The 20,862-nt window shown below is 40.5% G+C and carries 20 protein-coding genes; 9 read left to right on the plus strand and 11 right to left on the minus strand.

Annotation, left to right across the window (positions count from 1 at the left end; genetic code table 11):
* Positions 1–28 precede the first annotated feature (28 nt).
* Complete coding sequence (locus VLB74_RS04225) at positions 29–1,576, plus strand: T9SS type A sorting domain-containing protein (protein ID WP_325202215.1); 1,548 nt, start codon at positions 29–31, stop codon at positions 1,574–1,576.
* Positions 1,577–1,614: 38 nt separating this feature from the next.
* Here the strand turns inward: VLB74_RS04225 and VLB74_RS04230 are convergent, their stop codons facing one another.
* From VLB74_RS04230 to VLB74_RS04260, 7 genes are all read right to left on the minus strand, one after another.
* The gene (locus tag VLB74_RS04230) at positions 1,615–2,781 is read right to left on the minus strand and encodes an iron-containing alcohol dehydrogenase (RefSeq protein ID WP_325202216.1); all 1,167 of its coding nucleotides are present in this window, start codon (positions 2,779–2,781) and stop codon (positions 1,615–1,617) included.
* 76 nt (positions 2,782–2,857) lie between these two features.
* Positions 2,858–3,355 (minus strand): DUF1648 domain-containing protein, encoded by a 498-nt coding sequence (locus tag VLB74_RS04235; protein WP_325202217.1) that lies wholly within the window; start codon positions 3,353–3,355, stop codon positions 2,858–2,860.
* 8 nt (positions 3,356–3,363) lie between these two features.
* Complete coding sequence (nadD, locus tag VLB74_RS04240; protein WP_325202218.1) at positions 3,364–3,945, minus strand: nicotinate (nicotinamide) nucleotide adenylyltransferase; 582 nt, start codon at positions 3,943–3,945, stop codon at positions 3,364–3,366.
* A 174-nt stretch (positions 3,946–4,119) separates the two neighbouring features.
* Complete coding sequence (gene gmk / locus VLB74_RS04245) at positions 4,120–4,692, minus strand: guanylate kinase (protein WP_325202219.1); 573 nt, start codon at positions 4,690–4,692, stop codon at positions 4,120–4,122.
* 78 nt (positions 4,693–4,770) lie between these two features.
* Positions 4,771–5,631, minus strand: coding sequence for a YicC/YloC family endoribonuclease (locus tag VLB74_RS04250; protein ID WP_325202220.1), 861 nt, complete (start codon positions 5,629–5,631; stop codon positions 4,771–4,773).
* 51 nt (positions 5,632–5,682) lie between these two features.
* Positions 5,683–6,609 (minus strand): DMT family transporter, encoded by a 927-nt coding sequence (locus VLB74_RS04255; RefSeq protein WP_325202221.1) that lies wholly within the window; start codon positions 6,607–6,609, stop codon positions 5,683–5,685.
* Complete coding sequence (locus VLB74_RS04260; RefSeq protein WP_325202222.1) at positions 6,609–6,959, minus strand: arsenate reductase family protein; 351 nt, start codon at positions 6,957–6,959, stop codon at positions 6,609–6,611. The genes VLB74_RS04255 and VLB74_RS04260 overlap by 1 nt, the downstream gene beginning before the upstream one ends.
* Before the next feature lie 110 nt (positions 6,960–7,069).
* Between VLB74_RS04260 and VLB74_RS04265 the strand changes: the two genes are divergently transcribed.
* Both VLB74_RS04265 and VLB74_RS04270 read left to right on the plus strand, forming a co-directional pair.
* Entirely contained in the window at positions 7,070–7,507 is a 438-nt protein-coding gene (locus tag VLB74_RS04265; protein WP_325202223.1) for an acyl-CoA thioesterase, read from the plus strand.
* Positions 7,508–7,518: 11 nt separating this feature from the next.
* Complete coding sequence (locus tag VLB74_RS04270; protein ID WP_325202224.1) at positions 7,519–7,974, plus strand: DinB family protein; 456 nt, start codon at positions 7,519–7,521, stop codon at positions 7,972–7,974.
* On the opposite strand, the gene VLB74_RS04275 is transcribed toward VLB74_RS04270, so the two are convergent.
* Positions 7,967–8,704 (minus strand): DUF3298 and DUF4163 domain-containing protein, encoded by a 738-nt coding sequence (locus VLB74_RS04275; protein ID WP_325202225.1) that lies wholly within the window; start codon positions 8,702–8,704, stop codon positions 7,967–7,969. The two genes, VLB74_RS04270 and VLB74_RS04275, sit on opposite strands and share 8 nt — an antisense overlap.
* An 84-nt stretch (positions 8,705–8,788) precedes the next feature.
* Here VLB74_RS04275 and VLB74_RS04280 point away from each other — a divergent pair, with 84 nt between their 5' ends.
* Positions 8,789–9,934: a cystathionine gamma-synthase gene (locus VLB74_RS04280; RefSeq protein ID WP_325202226.1), complete on the plus strand. Its 1,146-nt coding sequence runs from the start codon at positions 8,789–8,791 to the stop codon at positions 9,932–9,934.
* A gap of 35 nt (positions 9,935–9,969) precedes the next feature.
* Here VLB74_RS04280 and VLB74_RS04285 read toward each other — a convergent pair whose 3' ends face one another.
* A complete protein-coding gene (locus tag VLB74_RS04285; RefSeq protein WP_325202227.1) occupies positions 9,970–10,752 on the minus strand; it encodes a THC0290_0291 family protein in 783 nt (260 codons plus the stop codon).
* 212 nt (positions 10,753–10,964) lie between these two features.
* Between VLB74_RS04285 and porZ the strand changes: the two genes are divergently transcribed.
* The 5 genes from porZ to VLB74_RS04310 all read left to right on the plus strand — a co-directional run bounded on the left by porZ (position 10,965) and on the right by VLB74_RS04310 (position 18,704).
* The gene (gene porZ / locus VLB74_RS04290; RefSeq protein ID WP_325202228.1) at positions 10,965–13,271 is read left to right on the plus strand and encodes a type IX secretion system anionic LPS delivery protein PorZ; all 2,307 of its coding nucleotides are present in this window, start codon (positions 10,965–10,967) and stop codon (positions 13,269–13,271) included.
* A gap of 68 nt (positions 13,272–13,339) precedes the next feature.
* Positions 13,340–14,053: a DNA repair protein RecO gene (gene recO, locus VLB74_RS04295; protein WP_325202229.1), complete on the plus strand. Its 714-nt coding sequence runs from the start codon at positions 13,340–13,342 to the stop codon at positions 14,051–14,053.
* Positions 14,054–14,178: 125 nt separating this feature from the next.
* Positions 14,179–17,637, plus strand: coding sequence for an isoleucine--tRNA ligase (ileS, locus tag VLB74_RS04300; protein ID WP_325202230.1), 3,459 nt, complete (start codon positions 14,179–14,181; stop codon positions 17,635–17,637).
* Positions 17,638–17,644: 7 nt separating this feature from the next.
* Complete coding sequence (locus VLB74_RS04305; RefSeq protein ID WP_325202231.1) at positions 17,645–18,025, plus strand: TraR/DksA family transcriptional regulator; 381 nt, start codon at positions 17,645–17,647, stop codon at positions 18,023–18,025.
* An 85-nt stretch (positions 18,026–18,110) separates the two neighbouring features.
* Entirely contained in the window at positions 18,111–18,704 is a 594-nt protein-coding gene (locus VLB74_RS04310) for a lipoprotein signal peptidase (protein ID WP_325202232.1), read from the plus strand.
* Positions 18,705–18,993: 289 nt separating this feature from the next.
* Here VLB74_RS04310 and VLB74_RS04315 read toward each other — a convergent pair whose 3' ends face one another.
* The gene (locus tag VLB74_RS04315; RefSeq protein WP_325202233.1) at positions 18,994–19,560 is read right to left on the minus strand and encodes a 5-formyltetrahydrofolate cyclo-ligase; all 567 of its coding nucleotides are present in this window, start codon (positions 19,558–19,560) and stop codon (positions 18,994–18,996) included.
* Positions 19,529–20,791: a pyridoxal phosphate-dependent decarboxylase family protein gene (locus VLB74_RS04320; RefSeq protein ID WP_325202234.1), complete on the minus strand. Its 1,263-nt coding sequence runs from the start codon at positions 20,789–20,791 to the stop codon at positions 19,529–19,531. The genes VLB74_RS04315 and VLB74_RS04320 overlap by 32 nt, the downstream gene beginning before the upstream one ends.
* Between the last annotated feature and the right edge of the window lie 71 nt (positions 20,792–20,862).

Consider the following 20,862-nt stretch of genomic DNA (forward strand, 5'->3'; position numbering starts at 1 on the left):
TTATTTTTGGTAGATTAATTTATTAAAAGTGCGGGTTTTATTTGCGATTTATTTTTGCTTTTGTGTTGTGTTTCCGGTTTGCGGACAGGCACCCGTAATTTCATATGCCACTCCAAGCACCTTTTCAGTCAATCAATCGATAGTTTCTCTAATTTCCAATAATTCAGGCGGGATTATTCCGGATGAGCCGATAGTGACTACTTTCGCCGGCAGCGGAATTATCGGAGCCACCGATGCAGTTGGCACAGCCGCCAGTTTTAATTACCCAACGGTGGTGACCGCGGATCATTTAGGGAATATCATTGTGGTGGATCGCAGTAATCATAAAATCCGAAAGATTTCTCCGGACGGGACCGTTACCACAATTGCCGGAACAGGTGCTATTGGCGCTTTAGACGGGATAGGTACTTCCGCAACTTTCCGCTATCCGGATGGAGCTGTAGTGAATTCCCAGGGTGATATTTTCATTTCCGACCAGAGCAATCATACCATCCGAAAAATACAGACTGACGGCGCGGTTTCTACTTTTGCCGGTTCCGGAGTTGCCGGTTTATTGGATGGAACAGGAACTGCCGCAAGATTTTATTATCCTGCCGGAATGGCCATCGATGGTAATGATAATATTTATGTGGCTGATTATAGCAATCACAGCATTCGTAAAATTACTCCGGGCGGCGTGGTAACGACTTATGCAGGTTTGGGTTTGGCCGGTATTACCGATGGGACTATTGATGTAGCAAAATTTAACGGCCCGACAGGAGTCGGAACAGATGCTTCCGGAAACGTTTTTGTTGCCGATTATGGCAATCATAAAATCCGAAAAATTTCGGTTTCAGGAGAGGTTACCACCGTTGCTGGTGCTGGAAGTGCCGGGAATGCCAATGGTTCCGGGGCTTCTGCTTCTTTTTACCATCCGGCCATTGTTGCAGTCGATTCGCAAAACAACCTTTTTGTAACCGATGAGGGCAATAATAAGATCCGAAAGATCAGCCCGGCCGGGGATGTGACTACATTTGCAGGTACAGGGGTGGCGGGAGCCAATGATGCAGTCGCAAGTTCCGCTACTTTTCGCGGTCCTACTGGAGTTTGCGTTGATAATCAGGGAACGGTATATGTTGCGGATTATTTAAATCATTTAATTAGAAAAATAAATACATTCGGATACAGCATTTCGCCTGATTTGCCCAATGGTTTGAATTTAAACCCGGTTACTGGCGTGATCAGCGGAACACCAACGGTAACTTCACCAATCTCCGATTATACCATTACGGCAACTAACAGTTTTGGGAGCAGTTCTTTTGTGGTAAGTATAGAAGTGGGAACCTTAAGCGCAGAAGATTTTGGTTTGGACACGATAAACATCTATCCGAATCCGGTGGTAGATAATCTTTATGTTTCCAGCAAAGAATTCATTACTTCGATTTCTGTTTTTGATTTGCTTGGACAGAAAATTAAAATCTTTGGTAAAGAAGATGTTTTCAGACCGTTGGATTTTAAGTCCTTTCCAAAAGGAGTTTACCTTTTGAAGATAGAAACTGCTTCAGGAATAAAAGAAGTTCGAATTGTTAAGAAATAGCAATAAAAAAACGCTCCAATCGGAGCGTTTTTTGCACATTAATAACTCATTTCCACTATTTCCCTGACTTTTTCAGGAGTGACGTTCTGTTGTTCCCCTAAACCTCTCCAACCACGTTCTTCAAATCGGGCAACAATAAAATCAGCGGTGTTTTCATAATTGGCCGTATTTTCGGAAAGTTTGGTGAGCATTCCCATCTTATGTAAAAAATCAACCGTTTTTTCAATTGCTTTTTCGGCTTTCTCTTCTACGGAATTTCCCTGAACTCCAAAAACACGTTCACCGTATTGAGCCAGCTTTCCTTTTTTGGTGTCAAACATCACTCGGTATAAATTCGGACCAATGATAGCCAACGTTCTGGCGTGATCGATTTCATACAAAGCCGTCAGTTCGTGTCCTATCATGTGTGTTGCCCAATCGGTTGGGACGCCTTTATTCAGTAACCCGTTCAAGGCCATCGTCGCACACCACATATAATTCGACGCCAGTTTGTGATCGGTTGGGTTTTCCACCACACTTGGTCCGATTTCTACCAATGTCTGCAAAATGCTTTCGGCGATTCTGTCCTGCAGCAAAGCATCATGCGTATAGGTTAAATATTGTTCCATCACATGGGTGAAGGCATCCACGACGCCATTTTGAATTTGTCTTTTTGGTAACGATTCAATCACCGTAGGATCGCAAATGGAGAATTTCGGAAACAAAGCGCTTCCGCCGAATGCCAGTTTCTCCTGTGTTTCATCGATGGTGATCACCGAGCCCGAATTCATTTCACTTCCGGTTGCCGGTAAGGTTAAGACGGTTCCGAACGGGATAACCTGTGAAACGTCTTTTATCAACAGTCTTTTTTTAAGGATATCCATCGGATTGCCGTCAAATTTTACGGCGGCCGAGATGAATTTCACGCCGTCAATCACGCTTCCGCCACCTACAGCCAAAATGAAACCGATGTTTTGCTCCCGGATGATTGCCACGGCTTTCATCAGGGTTTCGTAACGCGGATTAGGTTCGATGCCGCCAAATTCGACAATATCAAAACCGGGAAGGGCAGCCTTTACCTGATTATAAACGCCGTTTTTAAAGATACTTCCGCCCCCGTAGGCCAGTAAGATTTTGGTGTTTTTCGGTACTAAATCGGTTAGTTTGGCTATTTGATCTTTCCCAAAAACATAGTTGGTGGGATTGTATAATTCGAAGTTTAACATAAGTACTACTTTAAAGGTTCAAAAATTTGAAAGTTTAAAGGTACTGATTGTTACTAAGGAAAAATATAAAATAGTGTTAACTGTTTTTGAACATCTGTATCAGAAAGAAGAAAAGCGGAAGAGCGATAAGCCCAAAAACACAAGGTAAAGCCCATACACCCAAACCATTTGCGTTTCCGTTTATGGTTTGTAGGGTCATGTAAGCGAGAAAAATAAAGGTGATAAGGATAACAAGTTTAAGACAACGGAGCATGCGGGTTGCTATACGGTATTGTTTTTCCGCATTTTCCTTGGTTATCTCAACAGGGTAGTTGAAAACATGCGGATAAAAATTAAGCACAGTCAGCACCAAAACTATTACGGAAGCAACGATTGGTAGTGCAAGAATGGTTGTTTTGTCACCAAAGGCATCCGCTTTTCCGGAACCGTTGAAATGCGTCGGTATTATTTCAGGGAGTTGCGAGTATTCCGAAAGGACTACAAACCATATGAATAGAAAAAAGACCAAGGCTGACAGTTCGATAATTTTATCAGCTGTCTGAAGTTTTATGCTGATTTTGGGCCTTTGTTCCATTTGTGAAATTATCGTTTGTAAAACAGATTGTGATCGATATATTCCCAGACTTTGTTAGGCAGCATTGGTCGGATATCTTTCCCTTTTTTAATGCTTTCGCGGATGAAAGTTGACGATAACTCGATAATAGGCGCATCAACCGTATGGATTTTAGGATGATTGATGAATTTTGGATCGATTTCTCCGGAAGCCGCTCTCGGATAAACATAAATATCGTGATTTTGCAGGATCACTTCGTAGTTTTTCCATTTATGCAACGAGTTCAGGTTGTCTTCACCCATAATAAGGCTAAATTCAAGGGTAGGATATTTTTCCTGTAAATGTGCCAGGGTGTTTACCGTATAATTGGGTTGTGGCAGTTTAAATTCGATATCGGACGGTTTTATTTTCGGATAGTCTTCCGTTGTCAGATGCACCATATGTAAACGGTGATAATCGTCCAATAAGGATGTCTTCTGTTTATGCGGATTGTGCGGCGTTACCACCATCCAAATCTGATCCAAATCGGAATGTTCCGCCATGTGGTTGGCGATAATCAGGTGCCCGATGTGTATGGGATTGAAAGTTCCGAAGTAGAGTCCGATTTTCATGGTTATTTAACAGAGTTTCACAAAGATTTCCACAAAGTTTCACTAAGATTTTTCGTGTCTTTGCGGAACAGTTATTTTTAATAAATATTTTAAAGAGTTTGGCATAGATTTCCAAGAAGTTTTTCAAAAATTTTGTGTTCCTCTGTGTCTTCTTTGAGTGTCTCTGTGGAACAGTTACTTATTTACAAACGCCTTCACCAATTCGTAGGCTTCCTGCTTTGCCACATCCAAATCATAATTTTTGATGATAGTGTCGAATTGCGGTGCCGTAGCCAATTCCACGTGAGCTTTGGCGATGCGCATGTTGATTTTGTCTTCACTTTCGGTGGAGCGCTCTTTCAAGCGGCGTTTCAGTTCGTCTACACTCGGCGGTTTTACGAAAACGGCTAATGTCTCTTCCGGGAATTTTGATTTGATACGCAAGCCACCCGCCACATCGATATCGAAAATCACATTCTTGCCTAAAGACCAGATGCGTTCTACCTCACTTTTGAGTGTTCCATAGAAATTATCGCGGTACACTTCTTCCCATTCTACGAAATCTTCGTTTTTGATGTGCTTTTTGAATTCTTCGGTCGACATGAAATAATAATCTTTACCGCTTACTTCTTCCCCACGCGGGTCACGGGTTGCCGCTGAAATGGAAAATTCAAGATTTAAATCATCTTGTCCTAATAAATGACGTACTATAGTTGTTTTTCCCGATCCGGATGGGGCCGAGAATACGATTAATTTTCCTTTACTCATTATTTTGTCATTGCGAGGAACGAAGCAATCCCGTCCTTAATTTAGTTGTGTGTTTGTCTATTCTGACAGGTGAATGTTTTATAAAACGTTCAATACCTGTTCTTTGATTTTTTCCAATTCGTCTTTCATCTGAACGACCAATTTTTGCATACCTGCGTGGTTGGATTTGGAACCCATCGTATTGATTTCACGCCCCATTTCCTGCGTGATAAAGCCTAATTTTCTACCGTTGGCTTCGTTTCCGTTCAGTGTTTCGATGAAATAGTCCAAGTGGTTGGTAAGACGTACTTTTTCTTCCGTGATGTCTAATTTTTCCAAATAATAAATCAATTCCTGTTCGAAGCGATTTTCATCCACGGTCACTTTCAGTTCATCAATAGCGGTCTGCAGTTTGTTTTTGATGTTCTGCACGCGTTCCGGATCCAGTTCCAAAGCCTGTTCCATATACGAACGTATATTGGCGATGCGTAATTGGAATTCTTTTTCCAAGGATAAACCTTCATCGGCTCTGAAATTATTGATGTTGGCAAGTGCCTCGTTAATAACGGTCAGAATTTGTTTCCATTCGTTTTCGTCAAGCTCATCACGTTCCGTTTTTAAGGCATCGGGCATACGAACCGCCATTTTCAACAGCTCTGTTTCGTCGGTATTACCTAAAATCTCACGCATCTGTGACATGTAAGCCTTTACAATCGGGGCATTCACTTTGGTGGAAGTTTCTTCTCCGGTGACTTCAATATAAAGGGCAAAATCGACTTTACCGCGTTCCAGGTGTTGGGAAATCTGGTTGCGCAGACTCAATTCCATTTCGCGGTACACCGAAGGCATTCGGACATTTAGGTCCATCCCTTTGCTGTTTAACGATTTTACTTCCACTGTGATTTTTTTGGTAGGCAATTGTAGTGTAGCCTTTCCAAATCCGGTCATCGATTGTATCATGTTTTTCTAAATAGACTTCAAAGATAAATAAAAGTATTCAGTGTTTGGTATTTAGTGTTGGCTTGGATCGGTAGCTGCCATTGTTTCGCTGAAGGTTTTCGGTTTTTTCTTGATTACCAGATACACCCCGGTGAAAATTAAAGCTGCGGACCCTATTTTAACCCAGCTCAATTCGTCCTTACCCAATCCGATAGCGAAAACGGTAGCAAAAAAGGGCTGTAGATAGATGAATACGGCTACTGTTGTCGGTTTCAGTTCCTTCATAGAGAGCAGGTTCAGTAAATAAGTCAGAAAAGTGGAAACTACTACCACGAATCCTATTTTCCTGTAGATGTTCATCGGAACCAAAACCCAGTCAACGGCCTGAAATTCGCTCCATCCGAAAGGAATTACCATTAAGAATCCGAAAAGGTAGATCCATTTCACAAACGAAAAGGCGTTGTATTTGTCCATCAGTTTTTTTACCAGAATCAGATAGAAACCATAGGAAACCGCGTTAACGAATACCAGAAAATTTCCCAAAGTCGCATTGGGCGCATTTACCATCGATTTTCCGTATAAAATCAGCGTGACGGTTCCTGTCAGTCCCAAAAGTATTCCGATTACCTTGTTTTTTTGCATCCGCTCCTTCATAATGATAGCTGACAGAACCAATACAATCATCGGGGTGGTTACCATCAAAACGGCTCCCATGATTGGGGAAGTATAGCTCAATCCTTTAAAGAAAGTCAGCATGTTGAAAGCCACGCCAAAAAAAGCAGCTGCCAAGATGCGGGGGAAATCCTTTCGGTCTATTTTTTCGGTTTTCACAAAAAAAGAGGCAATCCAAAACAAAATGGTGGAACCGCCTACACGAAGGAAAATAAATCCGAAGGCATCGATGTATTTGGGCATGACGTCTTTGGCAATCGTAAAAGTAACTCCATATATGATGGCCACCATCCATGCGGCAATCAGTGCATAGGTACGTGCCTTCATCAGCTTAATGCTTTGGTTACTTCGAGGATGTTTTTCTGGCTGTTGCCGATGTAAATCTTTCCGTCAATAATGAAAACCGGGCGACTTAAAAAAGTGTAGTGTTCCAGGATGTATTTCTTGAAATCCGCTTCGTTCAGGTTTTTATTTTTAAGATCCATCGACTTGTACAACTGTGCTTTTTTGCTGAAAAGCGCTTCATAACTGCCCGAAAGTTGATACATTTCTTCTAATTGTTCGGGAGTAATGGGGTCCTGGCGAATATCCTGGAATACCAAACTATTGGTGTTGGGTAATGATTTGATAATTTTCCGACAGGTGTCGCAAGAAGCAAGGTAATATATTTTTCTCATGGAATTCTTTTTTGCAAAAATAGGCTTTTCGTTAAAAAAGATTTAATTTAAGTGGAAGCAAAGTAAGGAAGCGGGTTTTTCTCACTATTTTTGAGTAAATTTTACAAAAGATGAATGATTTTACAAGAGAAATTTCCATTCGTTGGGCAGATTTAGACCCGAATTTTCATGTGCGCCACAGTGCTTATTACGATTATGGAGCCCAGCACCGTATCGAAATTCTGGAGCGGGAAGGACTGACGATGAAAGTGATGCAGGAACAGCATTTTGGACCGATTATTTTCAGGGAGGAATGTGTCTTCCGAAAAGAAATGCACTTGGGCGATAAGATTTTCATCAGCACCAAAATGGGAAAGATGAAAGCAGATGCTTCCCGTTGGACTATCGTTCACGAGTTGAAAAATGACAAGGATGAACTTTGTGCCAAGATAACGCTGGACGGTGCCTGGATCAATACCAAATTGCGAAAATTAGCTGTGCCAACGCCTGCCATTGTGAGTGAGGTAATGGGCACTTTTCCAAGAACCGACGACTTTATTTCACTTTAAATTATACAACTATGCAATCAACTTTTGATATTACGCGGTCCAGCAGAAACATTCTTTATAAATTTCTTGAAGAGAATTCTTTAGAGCAATTGAATAAAATTCCGGAGGGTTTCAGCAACAACCTGATTTGGAATATTGGCCATATTGTTGTTGTGCAACAAATGTTAGTGTACAATTTGTCCGGTTTGCCAATGCTTGTTTCGACGGAAATGGTAGACAAATACAAAAGAGGGACAAAGCCCGAAAATCCAGTCTCACAGGAAGAAGTGGAGCAACTCAAAACATTGCTTTTTGAAACTTTAAATCAGACGAAAACAGATTTTTCCAACGGTATTTTTAAAGAGTATAAAGAATTTACCACCATGTCCGGTTTTAATATCAGAACTGCACAGGAAGCTATGGAATTCAATAATTATCATGAAGGTGTGCATACCGGAATTATGATGCGTATTCGCAAACTTATTTGATTTTCAAGAATTTGTCGGCTTCACTGTAAGGAATGATCAGTTCAATAGGGCCTTCGGCGTAAGAAGCGATTTCATATTGGTTGTACAACAAAAGTATTCCTTTGTCGGTGTAGAAAATATTTTCCGGTAAATGAAAGGCATCTTTTTCGAACCAGTACCCCGTTTCGTTTATGTTTAAACGGGCAGGTATTTTTTGTTGTTTTCGGAATTTTTGTTCCGCGAGCTTTACGAACCCTTTAAAATCCGAAAATAAATCTTCCTTCTTGATGCGTTTTCCTGTTTCGGGATCTGCAAAAAAAGAACGTGACCCACCATTCCCGTGCGCGCCCCCAGTGAAGGAATAATAATCGATGGTCAGATTAAGCAATTTTTCCGACTGGTAAGCTATTTTTCCCATAGCATTGGCGTCCCAAGGAGTAGCATATTCAGGCATTTCTTTTCGAAAGTCGACATACTCTTTAATGAACTGTGCACAAATTTCAGGATAATTTTCAGTTGTTTTTGTCGAGTCGAATGAAAATAAGAAATTGATTTCTTTAAGGAAAAGTGTATTGATACTATCTGCTGCCTCCGATTTGTTTTGCGCGACATCGACTTCAATTTCAATTATTGTAGTGTCGCTCTTTTGAGCGAATTCTTTGTGGAATTTCTTTGTTTTGAAATTCAGTTCCTCTTTTTTACAACTAAATAAGGATAGGGCAGCAAAGACTAACAGGAATACGTTTCTCATGGCAGAAATTGTTTGTTCATGATTCATTTCACAAAATTAAACGATAAATTTGTGTTTTATTTGAAATTTAAACAGAATACTGATATGAAATTCAATACGAAAGTAATACATGGTGGGCAACATCATGAAAAAGTGACCGGTGCGGTAATGCCTCCGGTGTTTCAGACTTCTACTTTTGCACAGGTGTCTCCAGGACAGCCTGTTGGGGAGTATGAGTATAGCCGTGCGGCAAATCCAACGCGTCAGGCTTTAGAAGATGCTTTGGCTTCCATCGAAAACGGTGCCCGTGGGTTAGCATTCGCTTCCGGATTGGCTGCGACCGATTGTTTGTTGCGTTTGTTCAAAGCAGGTGATGAAATCATCGCAATGGATGATTTATACGGAGGAACTTATCGCTTGTTCACCCGTTTGTACAAAGACAGCGGAATCAAATTCCATTTTGTGGATATGAACGATTTGGAAGGATTCGAAAAGCTGATCAATGAAAATACGAAGTTGGTTTGGGTAGAAACACCAACGAACCCACTAATGAAATTGGCTGATATTGCAGAAATTGCCAAAATCACTAAAAAACATAATATTCTATTCGCGGTTGATAATACTTTTGCGACGCCATACCTTCAAAAACCATTGGATTTGGGCGCCGATATCGTAATGCACTCCGCAACCAAATATTTAGGCGGCCACAGTGATGTAATTGCCGGAGCATTGGTGATCAAAGACAAAGCATTAGGTGATGAGTTACACTTTAAGCAATTTGCTACGGGTGGAACGTTAGGGCCGATGGACAGTTTCCTGGTTTTAAGAGGAATCAAAACGTTGCATTTACGTGTGCAAAGACATTGTGAAAACGGTGTGAAAGTAGCGGAGTTTTTAATGAACCACCTAAAAGTGGAGCGCGTGTATTACCCGGGATTGGAAAATCACCCATTTCATGAAATCGCAAAAAAGCAAATGATTGGCGGTTTTGGTGGGATGGTAACCTTTACGTTCAAGTCGGGGGCAAAAGCAGACGCTATCAGTTTCCTGGAAAAACTTAAAGTGTTTACTTTGGCTGAATCTTTAGGAGGCGTGGAATCGTTGGCGAATCATCCGGCTTTGATGACGCATGCTTCAATACCGGAGGACAAGCGAAAAGAAGTAGGAATTACAGATGATTTGGTTCGTTTGAGTGTAGGTGTAGAGGATGCTGCCGATTTAATTGAAGACTTAAAACAAGCTTTAGCATAATAAAAAAACCACGCTTAAAGCGTGGTTTTTATTTTTTATTGAATATAGTAGATGTATCCGAAATTCAACCAAACTAACCATTCGTTGGCTTTGTTTTCTGGGTAAAGATTCGGGTCAGGATTTACACCATCCACCCAGTTGGAGAAATAATACTGCCAACGTAAATCAATCATTAAATCAGATAATTCATTTAGCTTATATCGAGTTCCAACACTTGCTACGACAGACCACGTACTCCCGTCGTCATTGGAAACACCTCCAACATATTTTGTTGGCAATACACCTGGTTGGTCCAAACGTCCTCTTGTTGAGCTTGCTTCAGGGCTAAAGTAAGTGTAATGCGCACCTAAACTTACGAAAGGTCCAAAGGCACCATCAGTTACCGTGAAATCTCGGATGCTCAAAGGGAAATATTCCAATTGCATACCGATGTCTGTATTGGAAGCAACTCCTCGCATAGCTCTTAATTGCTGTGCCGTGATAGAAGTTCTCTTCGAATCAACCCATTCTCCATAGTGTTGAAGTTCAGATCTGTTATAAGAAATCTCCGTTCTCAGCTTGAAGTGATCGTTAAAATAAGTTTCAGGTGTGTAACAGTTACATTCTGCTTTGTAAGAGAAATTTAAATAGTGCACGATACCGATTCCATATCCGTTGTTTCCGGAATTTGTTTCCCAGTCATATCTTTCACCGTAATCCGACATGAACATCACAGGACCAGCAATTGCTCCGATTTCATGGGAAAAACCAAATTGAGCTCTAACAGCACTACTGCTTCCTAAAGCGATTAGCAGGATAAATAAAATCTTTTTGGGCATTTTACTCTTAAGTTTAGGTCAATATCTGACAAATATATAAAAACAAACTTCACTTCAAAACAAAAGTAAAAAGACTTTTGAAAAAATGTAAATTTTCTCTTCTAATCTGTGAAATATTTCTTTTTTAAGGAAAAGCAATTTTTTAAACTTAAACATATAAAAAAACGGGAAAGTGTCGTTTTAGACTATATTTGTACGACAAACCGATATTGATGAAAAAATTAGACTTTTTTTTCCTGATTGTTTTTATTAGCATTAATTGTTTTTCACAGCAAAATCAGTTGTGGAGAGGTTTTTTTTCCTATAATGAAGTCAAAGACCTTTCCCAATCTGCGGATCAGGTTTATGCCGGATCTGAAAATGCTGTTTTTTCCAAAAATACGCTGACCAATGAACTGAAGACCATAAATTCTGTTGACGGACTGAAGGCGGATGTGATCTCTGCGGTGCATTACAGTGAAGCATTCCATAAAATACTGGTAGGAAACCAAAATGGATTGCTTTTAGTGATAAATGAAAATGACGGGACGGTTTTAAATGTAATTGATATTATTAACAAACCGTCTATTCCGCCAAACAGAAAAAAAATAAATCATATCTACGAGTATGAAGGAAAGGTTTATCTGTCCTGTGATTTTGGTATTTGTGTTTTTGATCTGGCCACTTCACAATTTGGGGATACCTATTTTATTGGACCGGCCGGAGAGGAGGTTCAGGTTTTTCAGACGACGGTTTTTAACGGATTTATTTATGCCGTAACGCAGGCAAACGGAATTCGCAGGGCTGATTATTCCAGTCCGAATCTGGTCGACTTCAGTCAATGGACCACATTTGATCCCGGTTATTGGAATGGTGTTGTTACGTTTCAGAATCAATTGATCGCTTCCAATACAAATAACAGGGTTTACAAACATACCGGAGTGACTTTTCAGGAACTGGTTAATGTCGGCCAGAACATAGTTGATTTTCGCGCTTATAACAATCATTTGATGGTTACTGCTGCCGATCATGTTTATGTCTATGATAACCTGCTGGTCCAAGTGGCACATATAACGCAAATCCCTGATATTGTGACAGATTTCACCTGTGCTACGGTAATTGGCGACAAGGTGTTTATTGGGACTTTAGACAAAGGCTTGCATCAGACCACATTAAACAATTCGGTTTCGTTTGAAAACTGTACGCCAAATGGACTGGCACGCAATAAGGTGTTTAAAATAAAAAAAGCCGGGAACTTTCTTTGGGCTGTATATGGTGGGTATTCAAAAGCTTATGATCCCTACATTTATTGTTGTGGATTTAACCCAAGTACTTATGAAATCAGTCAGTTCAGCGATCAGACTGGGTGGAATGACATACCTTATTCGGAACTTTTAGGCGCCAAAGCCCTATCCGGCATCACCGCAAATCCAAATAATCCGAATCAGCTTTTTGTAAGCTCTTATCTTTCCGGATTGCTCAAAATCGAGAACGGGAATGAGATCACCTTGTTTGATCAAACAAATACCGGTCCGAATGGGTTGGAATCTTTGTCACCATCTAGTACTGATGTCAGGGTTAACGGTCCTGCATTCGATAAGAACGGGAATTTATGGATGACCAACAGTCTTGTCGAAAGGGCTATTAAAGTGATGAAAAAGGACGGGCAATGGCAATCCTATAATCTTGAGAATGTAACGATAAACACATTAAATGACAGTTATGCCGGAATAGCGATCGATAAAAACGGAACCAAATGGATTGCCTCGTACCGTAACGGGGTTATCGGTTTCAACGAAAACTATAACAATAAATTCATACTGATAAAATCAGGTTCTGATGAAGGAAACCTTCCCGATAACGATGTAAGGTGTGTTGCAGTGGATAACCGCAACCAATTATGGATCGGCACTTTTTCAGGTTTGCGTATTTTGCCGAGCGTTGACCGTTTTTTGCATGATACCAGTTTGGATACTAATCCAATCATTATTCTCGACGATAATTTGGCGCAGGAACTGTTTTACCAACAAAACATCATGGATATTGTTGTCGACGGATCGAATAACAAATGGGTGTCCGTTGAAGGTGCCGGAGCATTCTTGGTTTCTTCCAATGGCCAGGAAACTTTATATCATTTTACAAAGCTCAATTCGCCGCTTCCAAGTAATAATGTTCTGGATATAGATATTGACGGCGCAACAGGAGAAGTTTTTTTTGCGACTGAAAACGGACTGGTTTCGTTTAAAGGTATTGCCACGGCAGCAGCTGAAGACTTAAGTCAGGTTTATGTCTATCCCAATCCGGTACGTCCGGAATATAACGGTACGGTTAAGATTAGCGGTCTGATTGATGATGCCAATGTGAAAATCACGGACATTGGAGGGAATTTGGTGTATGAAACCACTTCTGAAGGAGGAACAGTTGAATGGGATACCAAAGCGTTTGGCAAACACAAAGTGGCCTCCGGGGTATATATGATTTTCATTGCTTCCGGAGACGGAACGGAAACCAAGGTCAAAAAAGTGATGATAATAAGGTAAATGATGGTTTTGATTTTTTGCGGATTTGAATAGTTGTAATTCGTAATTTTAAATTCGTAATTGAATCTATGCTGGTTAAAACCAAAGCAATCGTTTTAAGCGCTATAAAATATCAGGGAAAAAGCCTGATTGTAAAATGCTTTACCCAATCGGACGGATTGAAATCCTATTTTGTTCCCAGTGCTTTTTCGGGTAAGAAATCGAATCAGAAAATAGCGTATTTTCAGCCGTTGACCATTCTCGAAATTGAAGCCAGCCACAAAAATAAAGGTTCGCTGGAACACTTCAAGGAGATTAAATTAGCGACGCCTTATCATTCCATAAATACCGATATTTTTAAAAGCACAATCGTGATTTTTTTATCCGAAATGTTGCATCACAGCATTTGTGAAGAAGAAAAAAACGTGACCTTGTTTTCTTTTCTTGAAACGGCTTTGCTTTGGCTGGATACGCACGAGGAAACGGCTAATTTTCACCTCATTCTGTTGCTTGAAATGACTAAATTTCTTGGGTTTTATCCCGATACTTCCGAAGTCAATCTGCCTTTTTTTGAACTTAATGAAGGGGTATTTTCTTCCTTTCATGGCATCAGTTGCCTCTCCGATCATGAGACGTTTCTCTTTAAAAAACTGATTGGTTTGAAACTGGATTCCGATCAGAAAATCTTCGCCGGGACAGAGCGTCAGTTACTGCTGAAAATCTTATTAGATTACTATTCCGTTCACCTTCACGGATTTAAAAAACCGAAATCTTTAGAGGTGCTTAAAGAGGTTTTTTCATAGCACATTAGATAATTGTTTTGGCAAACTCTTAAAACTGTTGTGTTTAATCGTCTTTTTTCTTGCATCTTTTCTCTATTTTCTTTAAAATTCCGTACTTTCGCGCATTGATTTTAGAAAACGACAAAATGAGCACGAAATTCACTGAATACAAAGGACTTGATTTGCCAACCGTGGCCTCTGAAGTACTTGATTTCTGGAAAAAGCAAAACATCTTTGAACAAAGTGTAACTTCACGTGAAGGAGCAACCCCGTATGTGTTTTTTGAAGGGCCGCCTTCAGCTAACGGATTGCCGGGTATTCACCACGTGATGGCGCGTGCGATTAAAGATATTTTCTGTCGCTATAAAACTCAGAAAGGATTCCAGGTTAAGCGTAAGGCAGGTTGGGATACGCACGGTTTACCGGTGGAATTGGGTACCGAAAAAGAATTAGGAATCACCAAGGAAGATATCGGGAAAACCATTACCATTGCCGAATACAACGAAGCATGTAAAAAAACCGTAATGCGTTATACCGACGTATGGAACGACCTGACCGAAAAAATGGGTTACTGGGTAGATATGGAAGATCCGTATGTGACTTACAAATCCAAATACATGGAAACGGTTTGGTGGTTATTGAAGCAGATTTACGACAAAGATTTATTATACAAAGGTTACACTATCCAGCCGTACTCGCCTAAAGCGGGAACTGGATTGTCTTCCCATGAAGTAAACCAGCCGGGTTCGTACCGCGATGTGACGGATACAACCATTGTGGCGCAGTTCAGGGTTTTGGATAATCAACGAAAACTGACTTTCGCTAAATTTTACGATTACATCACGTCCAACAATTTAAAGCAGTACAAATTTGAAGCGTTGGAGCTGGATGAAATTCACTTCCTGGCCTGGACGACTACACCATGGACCTTGCCAAGTAATACGGCTTTGACTGTTGGACCGAAAATCGATTATGTGCTGGTGAGAACCTTCAATCAGTATACTTTCCGCCCAATCAATATAATTTTGGCTAAAAATTTGGTTGGAAAGCAGTTGTCTAAAAATTATTTTGAAACCAGTGAAGATTCCGATTTTGACAATTTCAAGGAAGGCGATAAAAAAATCCCCTTCGAAATACTGGCAGAATGTAAAGGAGCAGATCTTGTTGGAATCCAATACGAGCAATTATTGCCATACACGTTACCTTACCAAAATCCGGAAAATGCTTTTAGAGTAATTTCAGGTGATTTCGTTACCACGGAAGACGGTACTGGTATCGTACACACGGCGCCTACTTTTGGTGCGGATGACGCGAAAGTCGCTAAAGAAGCCTCTCCGGAAGTGCCGCCAATGTTGGTGTTGGACGAAAACGGAAACCCGGTGCCTTTGGTTGATTTGCAAGGACGTTTTGTGCGTCAGATGGGTGAATTGGCCGGGAAATATGTTAAAAATGAATACTATAACGAAGGTGAAGCTCCTGAAAAATCGGTTGATGTTGAAATCGCCATTCGTTTGAAAGAAGAAAATAAAGCCTTTAAGGTTGAAAAATACGTTCACACCTACCCGCATTGCTGGAGAACAGACAAACCGATTCTGTATTATCCGTTGGATTCCTGGTTTATCAAGGTAACAGACGTGAAAGACCGTATGTTCGATTTGAACGAGACCATCAACTGGAAGCCAAAAGCCACAGGTGAAGGACGTTTCGGAAACTGGCTGAAAAATGCCAACGACTGGAACTTGTCCCGTTCAAGATATTGGGGAATTCCGTTGCCGTTATGGAGAACGGATGAAGGCACGGAAACGGTTTGTATCGGTTCTGTAGAGGAACTTTACAACGAAATTGAAAAGGCGATTGCGGCCGGTTTCATGACCGAAAATCCATTCAAAGGATTTGTTGTCGGAAACATGGACGAATCAAATTACGATTTGGTTGATTTGCATAAAAATGTTGTAGATACTATCGTTTTGGTTTCAGCATCGGGTAAACCGATGAAGCGTGAAAGCGACCTTATCGACGTTTGGTTCGATTCGGGTGCGATGCCTTACGCGCAATGGCACTATCCTTTTGAAAACAAAGAGCTGATCGATGAGAACAAATCTTTCCCTGCCGATTTCATCGCGGAAGGTGTAGACCAGACGCGTGGTTGGTTCTATACGTTGCATGCCATCGGAACGTTGGTTTTTGATAAAGTGGCCTACAAAAACGTAGTTTCCAACGGATTGGTTCTGGATAAAAACGGACAAAAAATGTCCAAACGCCTTGGAAATGCTGTAGATCCGTTTACTACCTTGGCAGAATACGGTCCGGATGCAACACGTTGGTACATGATTGCCAATGCAAACCCGTGGGACAACTTGAAATTTGACATCGAAGGGGTGGCGGAAGTTAGAAGGAAATTCTTCGGAACTTTATATAACACGTATTCGTTTTTTGCGTTGTATGCTAATATAGACGGCTTTAAGTATGCGGAAGCTGAAATTCCATTAAATGAAAGACCGGAAATTGACCGTTGGATTCTCTCGGAACTAAATACTTTAATTAAAGACGTAGATAGTTTTTACGCCGATTATGAGCCAACAAAAGCAGCCCGTGCTATCTCCGATTTTGTTCAGGAGAACTTGAGTAACTGGTATGTGCGTTTGTGCCGTCGTCGTTTCTGGAAAGGGGATTATGCGCAGGATAAGATTGCAGCGTATCAGACACTTTATACCTGTTTGGTTACTGTTGCCAAGCTTGGAGCGCCTATCGCGCCATTTTTCATGGACAGGCTTTACGGAGATTTAACGAAGGCAACACAAGGAGAAAAATTTGAAAGCGTACATTTGGCAGAGTTTCCAAAATACGTTGAAAACTTTGTTGATAAATCGTTAGAGAGCAAAATGCTGAAAGCGCAGACGGTTTCATCACTGGTTTTATCACTGCGTAAAAAAGAGATGATCAAGGTGCGTCAGCCGCTGCAAAAGGTTATGATTCCTGTGCTTGACGCGAATCAGCGTGCCGAAATAGAAGCGGTTTCCGACCTTATAAAAGCGGAAGTTAATGTGAAAGAAGTTGAGCTGTTGGATGATGCTTCCGGTATTCTGGTGAAGCAAATCAAGCCGAATTTCAAAGCATTAGGGCCTCGTTTTGGAAAAGATATGGGTCTGATTTCCAAAGAAATACAAAATTTAGACCAGGGAAGTATCGCTAAACTGGAAAGAGAAGGCGCAATAAGCATTGTCATTTCAGGAAATAGTGTTAACTTAACATCTGAAGATGTGGAGATTTCTTCACAGGATATTGAAGGATGGCTGGTTGCCAATTCGGGTGGAATTACCGTGGCCTTGGACATAACAATTTCAGACGAATTACGTAAGGAAGGTATTGCCCGGGAATTGGTTAACCGAATCCAAAATATAAGAAAAGACTCCGGTTTTGAAGTTACGGATAAGATTAAAGTGACCATGCAAAAGGACGGCATCATTCAGGAAGCCGTAAAAGATAACGAAGCATACATTAAATCCGAAACGTTAACAGAAGAACTTATATTTGAGGATCGTATCGAAAATGGTACGGAAATTGAGTTTGATGAACTAAAAACAAGAATATTAATTTCAAAATAGGGAAATTATGGTGGACGAGCAAATAAGGTATTCCGACGCAGATTTAGCGGAATTCAGAGAATTGATTCAGAAGAAATTGGAAAAAGCGAAAAACGATTTGGATTTGATAAAAAGCGCTTACCTAAACGACTTAAACAACGGAACTGATGATACATCACCAACGTTTAAAGCTTTCGAGGAAGGTAGCGAAACAATGAGTAAAGAAGCCAATTCACAACTTGCCATTCGTCAGGAAAAATTCATTCGTGATCTGAAAAATGCGTTAATTCGAATTGAAAACAAAACGTACGGAATTTGTAAAGTAACTGGAAAGTTGATAAATAAAGAAAGATTGAAACTGGTTCCTCATGCAACCATGAGCATCGAAGCAAAGAACATGCAACGTTAATCTTTTCAAAAATTTTACTAAACGCTCCTTATGGGGCGTTTTTTATATGGTTTAAAATAGTATTTTTGTTACTTAATTTAGTAAAATGTCATTAAAAAAAGCCTATTTACTGGTAATTCTTGTTCTGATAATCGACCAGATTTCTAAAATATACATTAAAACCAGTTTCCGACTTGACGAAGAAGTTTATGTTTTTGATTGGTTCCGAATCCATTTTATTGAAAATTCCGGGATGGCTTGGGGTGCTGAAATACCCGGGGCTTTTGGAAAATTAATGCTAACCATCTTCAGAATTATAGCTGTGGGTGGTATCGGTTATTGGTTGTATGATGCTGTCAGAAAACAATCGTCCAATTTTCTTATTGTAGCCGTTGCATTGATATTGGCAGGAGCAGTGGGAAATATACTCGATTCAGTGTTTTACGGAAGATTGTTTAACGATAGTTACGGACAGGTTGCTACCTTGTTCAGCCATCAGCCGTATGGAAAATGGTTCCACGGGAAAGTGGTGGATATGTTTTATTTTCCTATTTGGGAAGGAAATCTGCCTTCATGGTTACCTATTTGGGGCGGAAATCATTTTACGTTCTTTAATGCTATTTTTAACGTTGCAGATGTGGCGATTTCTGTGGGAGTCGGGATTTTAATCGTATTCAATAAAAGGGCATTTTCAAAGTAATTCATTTAAAGAATCTTACTGTAATTAGATATAATAAAAAAAGGATGCTTTTTAGCATCCTTTTTTTATTTATTGTGTCCCGGAGCATGTCGTTTTGCGCTCTTGTCACCGGTTATTTTTTTTGCTTGGCCCGGAGGCAGCTTTTTTGCCTTATGATGATGATGGTGGTGTGACACGGTACAGTTAGTCACGCTAAAGCTCATAATAGCCAGTAGCAAGCTGCAAATGATTTTTTTTGGGGTTACTTTTTTCATGGAAATGCTATTTGGTTTTTGCGAATATACTTAATTTATTGGAATTTAAAAATACCAAAAGGGGTTACGCAAAAATCCAGTTTAATATCATTTTCAAAAGTATCCGCAATTGTTTCCTCCGGATCGAAGAAAGAAAGTCCTATTTTTAGGGTGTTGGTTTTACATTCGGATAAAAATCGGTCATAAAATCCTTTTCCGTAACCCACACGATGCCCTTGCTTGTCATAGGCTAAAAGCGGAACAAAAACAACTTCGATTTTTTCAGACGGGACTTCAATTCCCTCAACCGGTTCCGGAATACCGTAAGAGTTGTTTTTTATTCGGGTGTTCTCCGTGAGCAGGAAATGGGTCATTTTTCTGGTCTCAAAATCCGTACTGGATATGATGATTTCCTTATCGCGTCCGGAAAGAATCTGTAAAAGGAATTCGGTATTTATCTCTTTTTGATCCTCAATGGGTAAAAACAAATGAAAATAAGTTTTATTCCAAACCGGCAAGGAAAGGCAACTGTTGGCAATAGACAGGCTCATGTCCTGAATTTCTTCAAAAGTCAGTTCTTTTCGCAGGGTTTTATACTTCTGTCGCAGCTCTTTTTTCAGCATAGCGGGTACTTTTTAAATCGGCTATAAAAGTACTCAAATGATCTACTTCCACATGATTCATGATAACAATTTTATACCATTGGTTGGTTTTGTCGTGTTTTTGAGGAACCAAATCGTATTTCTTTTCCATTTCCTTTGGGATGTAGCGCGCGTGAATGGTCACGATATTCATAAACGGATCCCTGAAATAACGGATGTTTAAAGCGTCAAGCGCATTGCAAAGCCAATCGGTGCGCATTTGCAATATCCGAACCTTTTCACACCAGCCAAAAGCCCCATAGGTAAATAATATCATCCAAACGGCTACGGCATTGGTGCCGCTTCGGCTTCCACAGAGCGTAAGGTCCATCCCTTCCACATATTCGGCTTCCTTGGTTAGCACGTTTTCGATAAGTCCTTTTCGGCAGATAAAAATTCCCGTGCCATAAGGTGCCTGAAGCATTTTATGGGCATCAATGGTAATGGAGCTGATTTTGGGATTTTGAAACGATATTGCGGATGCACTATTGGTGAAAGGATATACAAATCCGCCATAAGCAGCATCAATGTGGAGTTTATAGGTAAGCTGATGTTTTTCCAGAACGGTGATATAATCTACCGGATTATCTATGGAGCCGAACATAGTCGTCCCCATATTGGAAACGGCAATGAAGAATTTTTTTCCGTTGGCTTTCGCCGAAGCTACAATGTTGTCCAATTGTGCTTTATCTATAGCGCGTGTTTCGAAATCCACGGGAACTGCATGCCAGTCGAGCATCAGCAGGTTGGCTGCCTTCGGAATGGAATAATGGGTGTCTTCGGAAGCGATAATGGCTATTTCGTCCAGTTTTGCCTCGCAGTCGTTTATGAAATGGTTGCGGTACATCCATATGGCCTGAATGTTGGCTTCCGTTCCGCCCGGTGCTATATAGCCGTCATAACCGTTAGTTTCCGCTTTAAAAATATCTACGGCAATGATTTTCAGCACTTCGCGTTCCATTTCCTGTGTGCCGCTAAAAGCACTCTCGGAAGCGCCAAAAGTATGACAGCCGATATGATTGGGATTGGAAACGTAGGTTTGCAAAAGTGGTGCGTCTTTCAAAAACGGCACATCATTGCGAAATACTTCTCCGTCGAGTCTGGAACCCGGATACCCTAAAGAAATGTCGTGTGTAAAATCCACATTTTCTTTTAACGCTTTTTCAATACGTAATTGCTGTTCGGTTTGGGGAAGTTTTTTCCAAGTAATCATAAAAAATTGTTTCGTACAAAGCTATGGGCTTCCGAAGCAATAAAATATGATAATTGTTAGGTTTTTTGTTG

It is taken from the genome of Flavobacterium sp., from assembly GCF_035456225.1.
Lineage (GTDB): Bacteria > Bacteroidota > Bacteroidia > Flavobacteriales > Flavobacteriaceae > Flavobacterium.

Coding starts and splice junctions, on each gene's coding strand:
- gmk (WP_325202219.1), bottom strand. CDS start 4,692: ATGAGTAAAGGAAAATTAATCGTATTCTCGGCCCCATCCGGATCGGGA.
- nadD (WP_325202218.1), bottom strand. CDS start 3,945: ATGAAAATCGGACTCTACTTCGGAACTTTCAATCCCATACACATCGGG.
- porZ (WP_325202228.1), top strand. CDS start 10,965: ATGAAAAAATTAGACTTTTTTTTCCTGATTGTTTTTATTAGCATTAAT.
- VLB74_RS04270 (WP_325202224.1), top strand. CDS start 7,519: ATGCAATCAACTTTTGATATTACGCGGTCCAGCAGAAACATTCTTTAT.
- VLB74_RS04235 (WP_325202217.1), bottom strand. CDS start 3,355: ATGGAACAAAGGCCCAAAATCAGCATAAAACTTCAGACAGCTGATAAA.
- VLB74_RS04320 (WP_325202234.1), bottom strand. CDS start 20,791: ATGATTACTTGGAAAAAACTTCCCCAAACCGAACAGCAATTACGTATT.
- ileS (WP_325202230.1), top strand. CDS start 14,179: ATGAGCACGAAATTCACTGAATACAAAGGACTTGATTTGCCAACCGTG.
- VLB74_RS04310 (WP_325202232.1), top strand. CDS start 18,111: ATGTCATTAAAAAAAGCCTATTTACTGGTAATTCTTGTTCTGATAATC.
- VLB74_RS04250 (WP_325202220.1), bottom strand. CDS start 5,631: ATGATACAATCGATGACCGGATTTGGAAAGGCTACACTACAATTGCCT.
- VLB74_RS04275 (WP_325202225.1), bottom strand. CDS start 8,704: ATGAGAAACGTATTCCTGTTAGTCTTTGCTGCCCTATCCTTATTTAGT.
- VLB74_RS04280 (WP_325202226.1), top strand. CDS start 8,789: ATGAAATTCAATACGAAAGTAATACATGGTGGGCAACATCATGAAAAA.
- VLB74_RS04260 (WP_325202222.1), bottom strand. CDS start 6,959: ATGAGAAAAATATATTACCTTGCTTCTTGCGACACCTGTCGGAAAATT.
- VLB74_RS04315 (WP_325202233.1), bottom strand. CDS start 19,560: ATGCTGAAAAAAGAGCTGCGACAGAAGTATAAAACCCTGCGAAAAGAA.
- VLB74_RS04255 (WP_325202221.1), bottom strand. CDS start 6,609: ATGAAGGCACGTACCTATGCACTGATTGCCGCATGGATGGTGGCCATC.
- recO (WP_325202229.1), top strand. CDS start 13,340: ATGCTGGTTAAAACCAAAGCAATCGTTTTAAGCGCTATAAAATATCAG.
- VLB74_RS04285 (WP_325202227.1), bottom strand. CDS start 10,752: ATGCCCAAAAAGATTTTATTTATCCTGCTAATCGCTTTAGGAAGCAGT.
- VLB74_RS04305 (WP_325202231.1), top strand. CDS start 17,645: ATGGTGGACGAGCAAATAAGGTATTCCGACGCAGATTTAGCGGAATTC.
- VLB74_RS04230 (WP_325202216.1), bottom strand. CDS start 2,781: ATGTTAAACTTCGAATTATACAATCCCACCAACTATGTTTTTGGGAAA.
- VLB74_RS04265 (WP_325202223.1), top strand. CDS start 7,070: ATGAATGATTTTACAAGAGAAATTTCCATTCGTTGGGCAGATTTAGAC.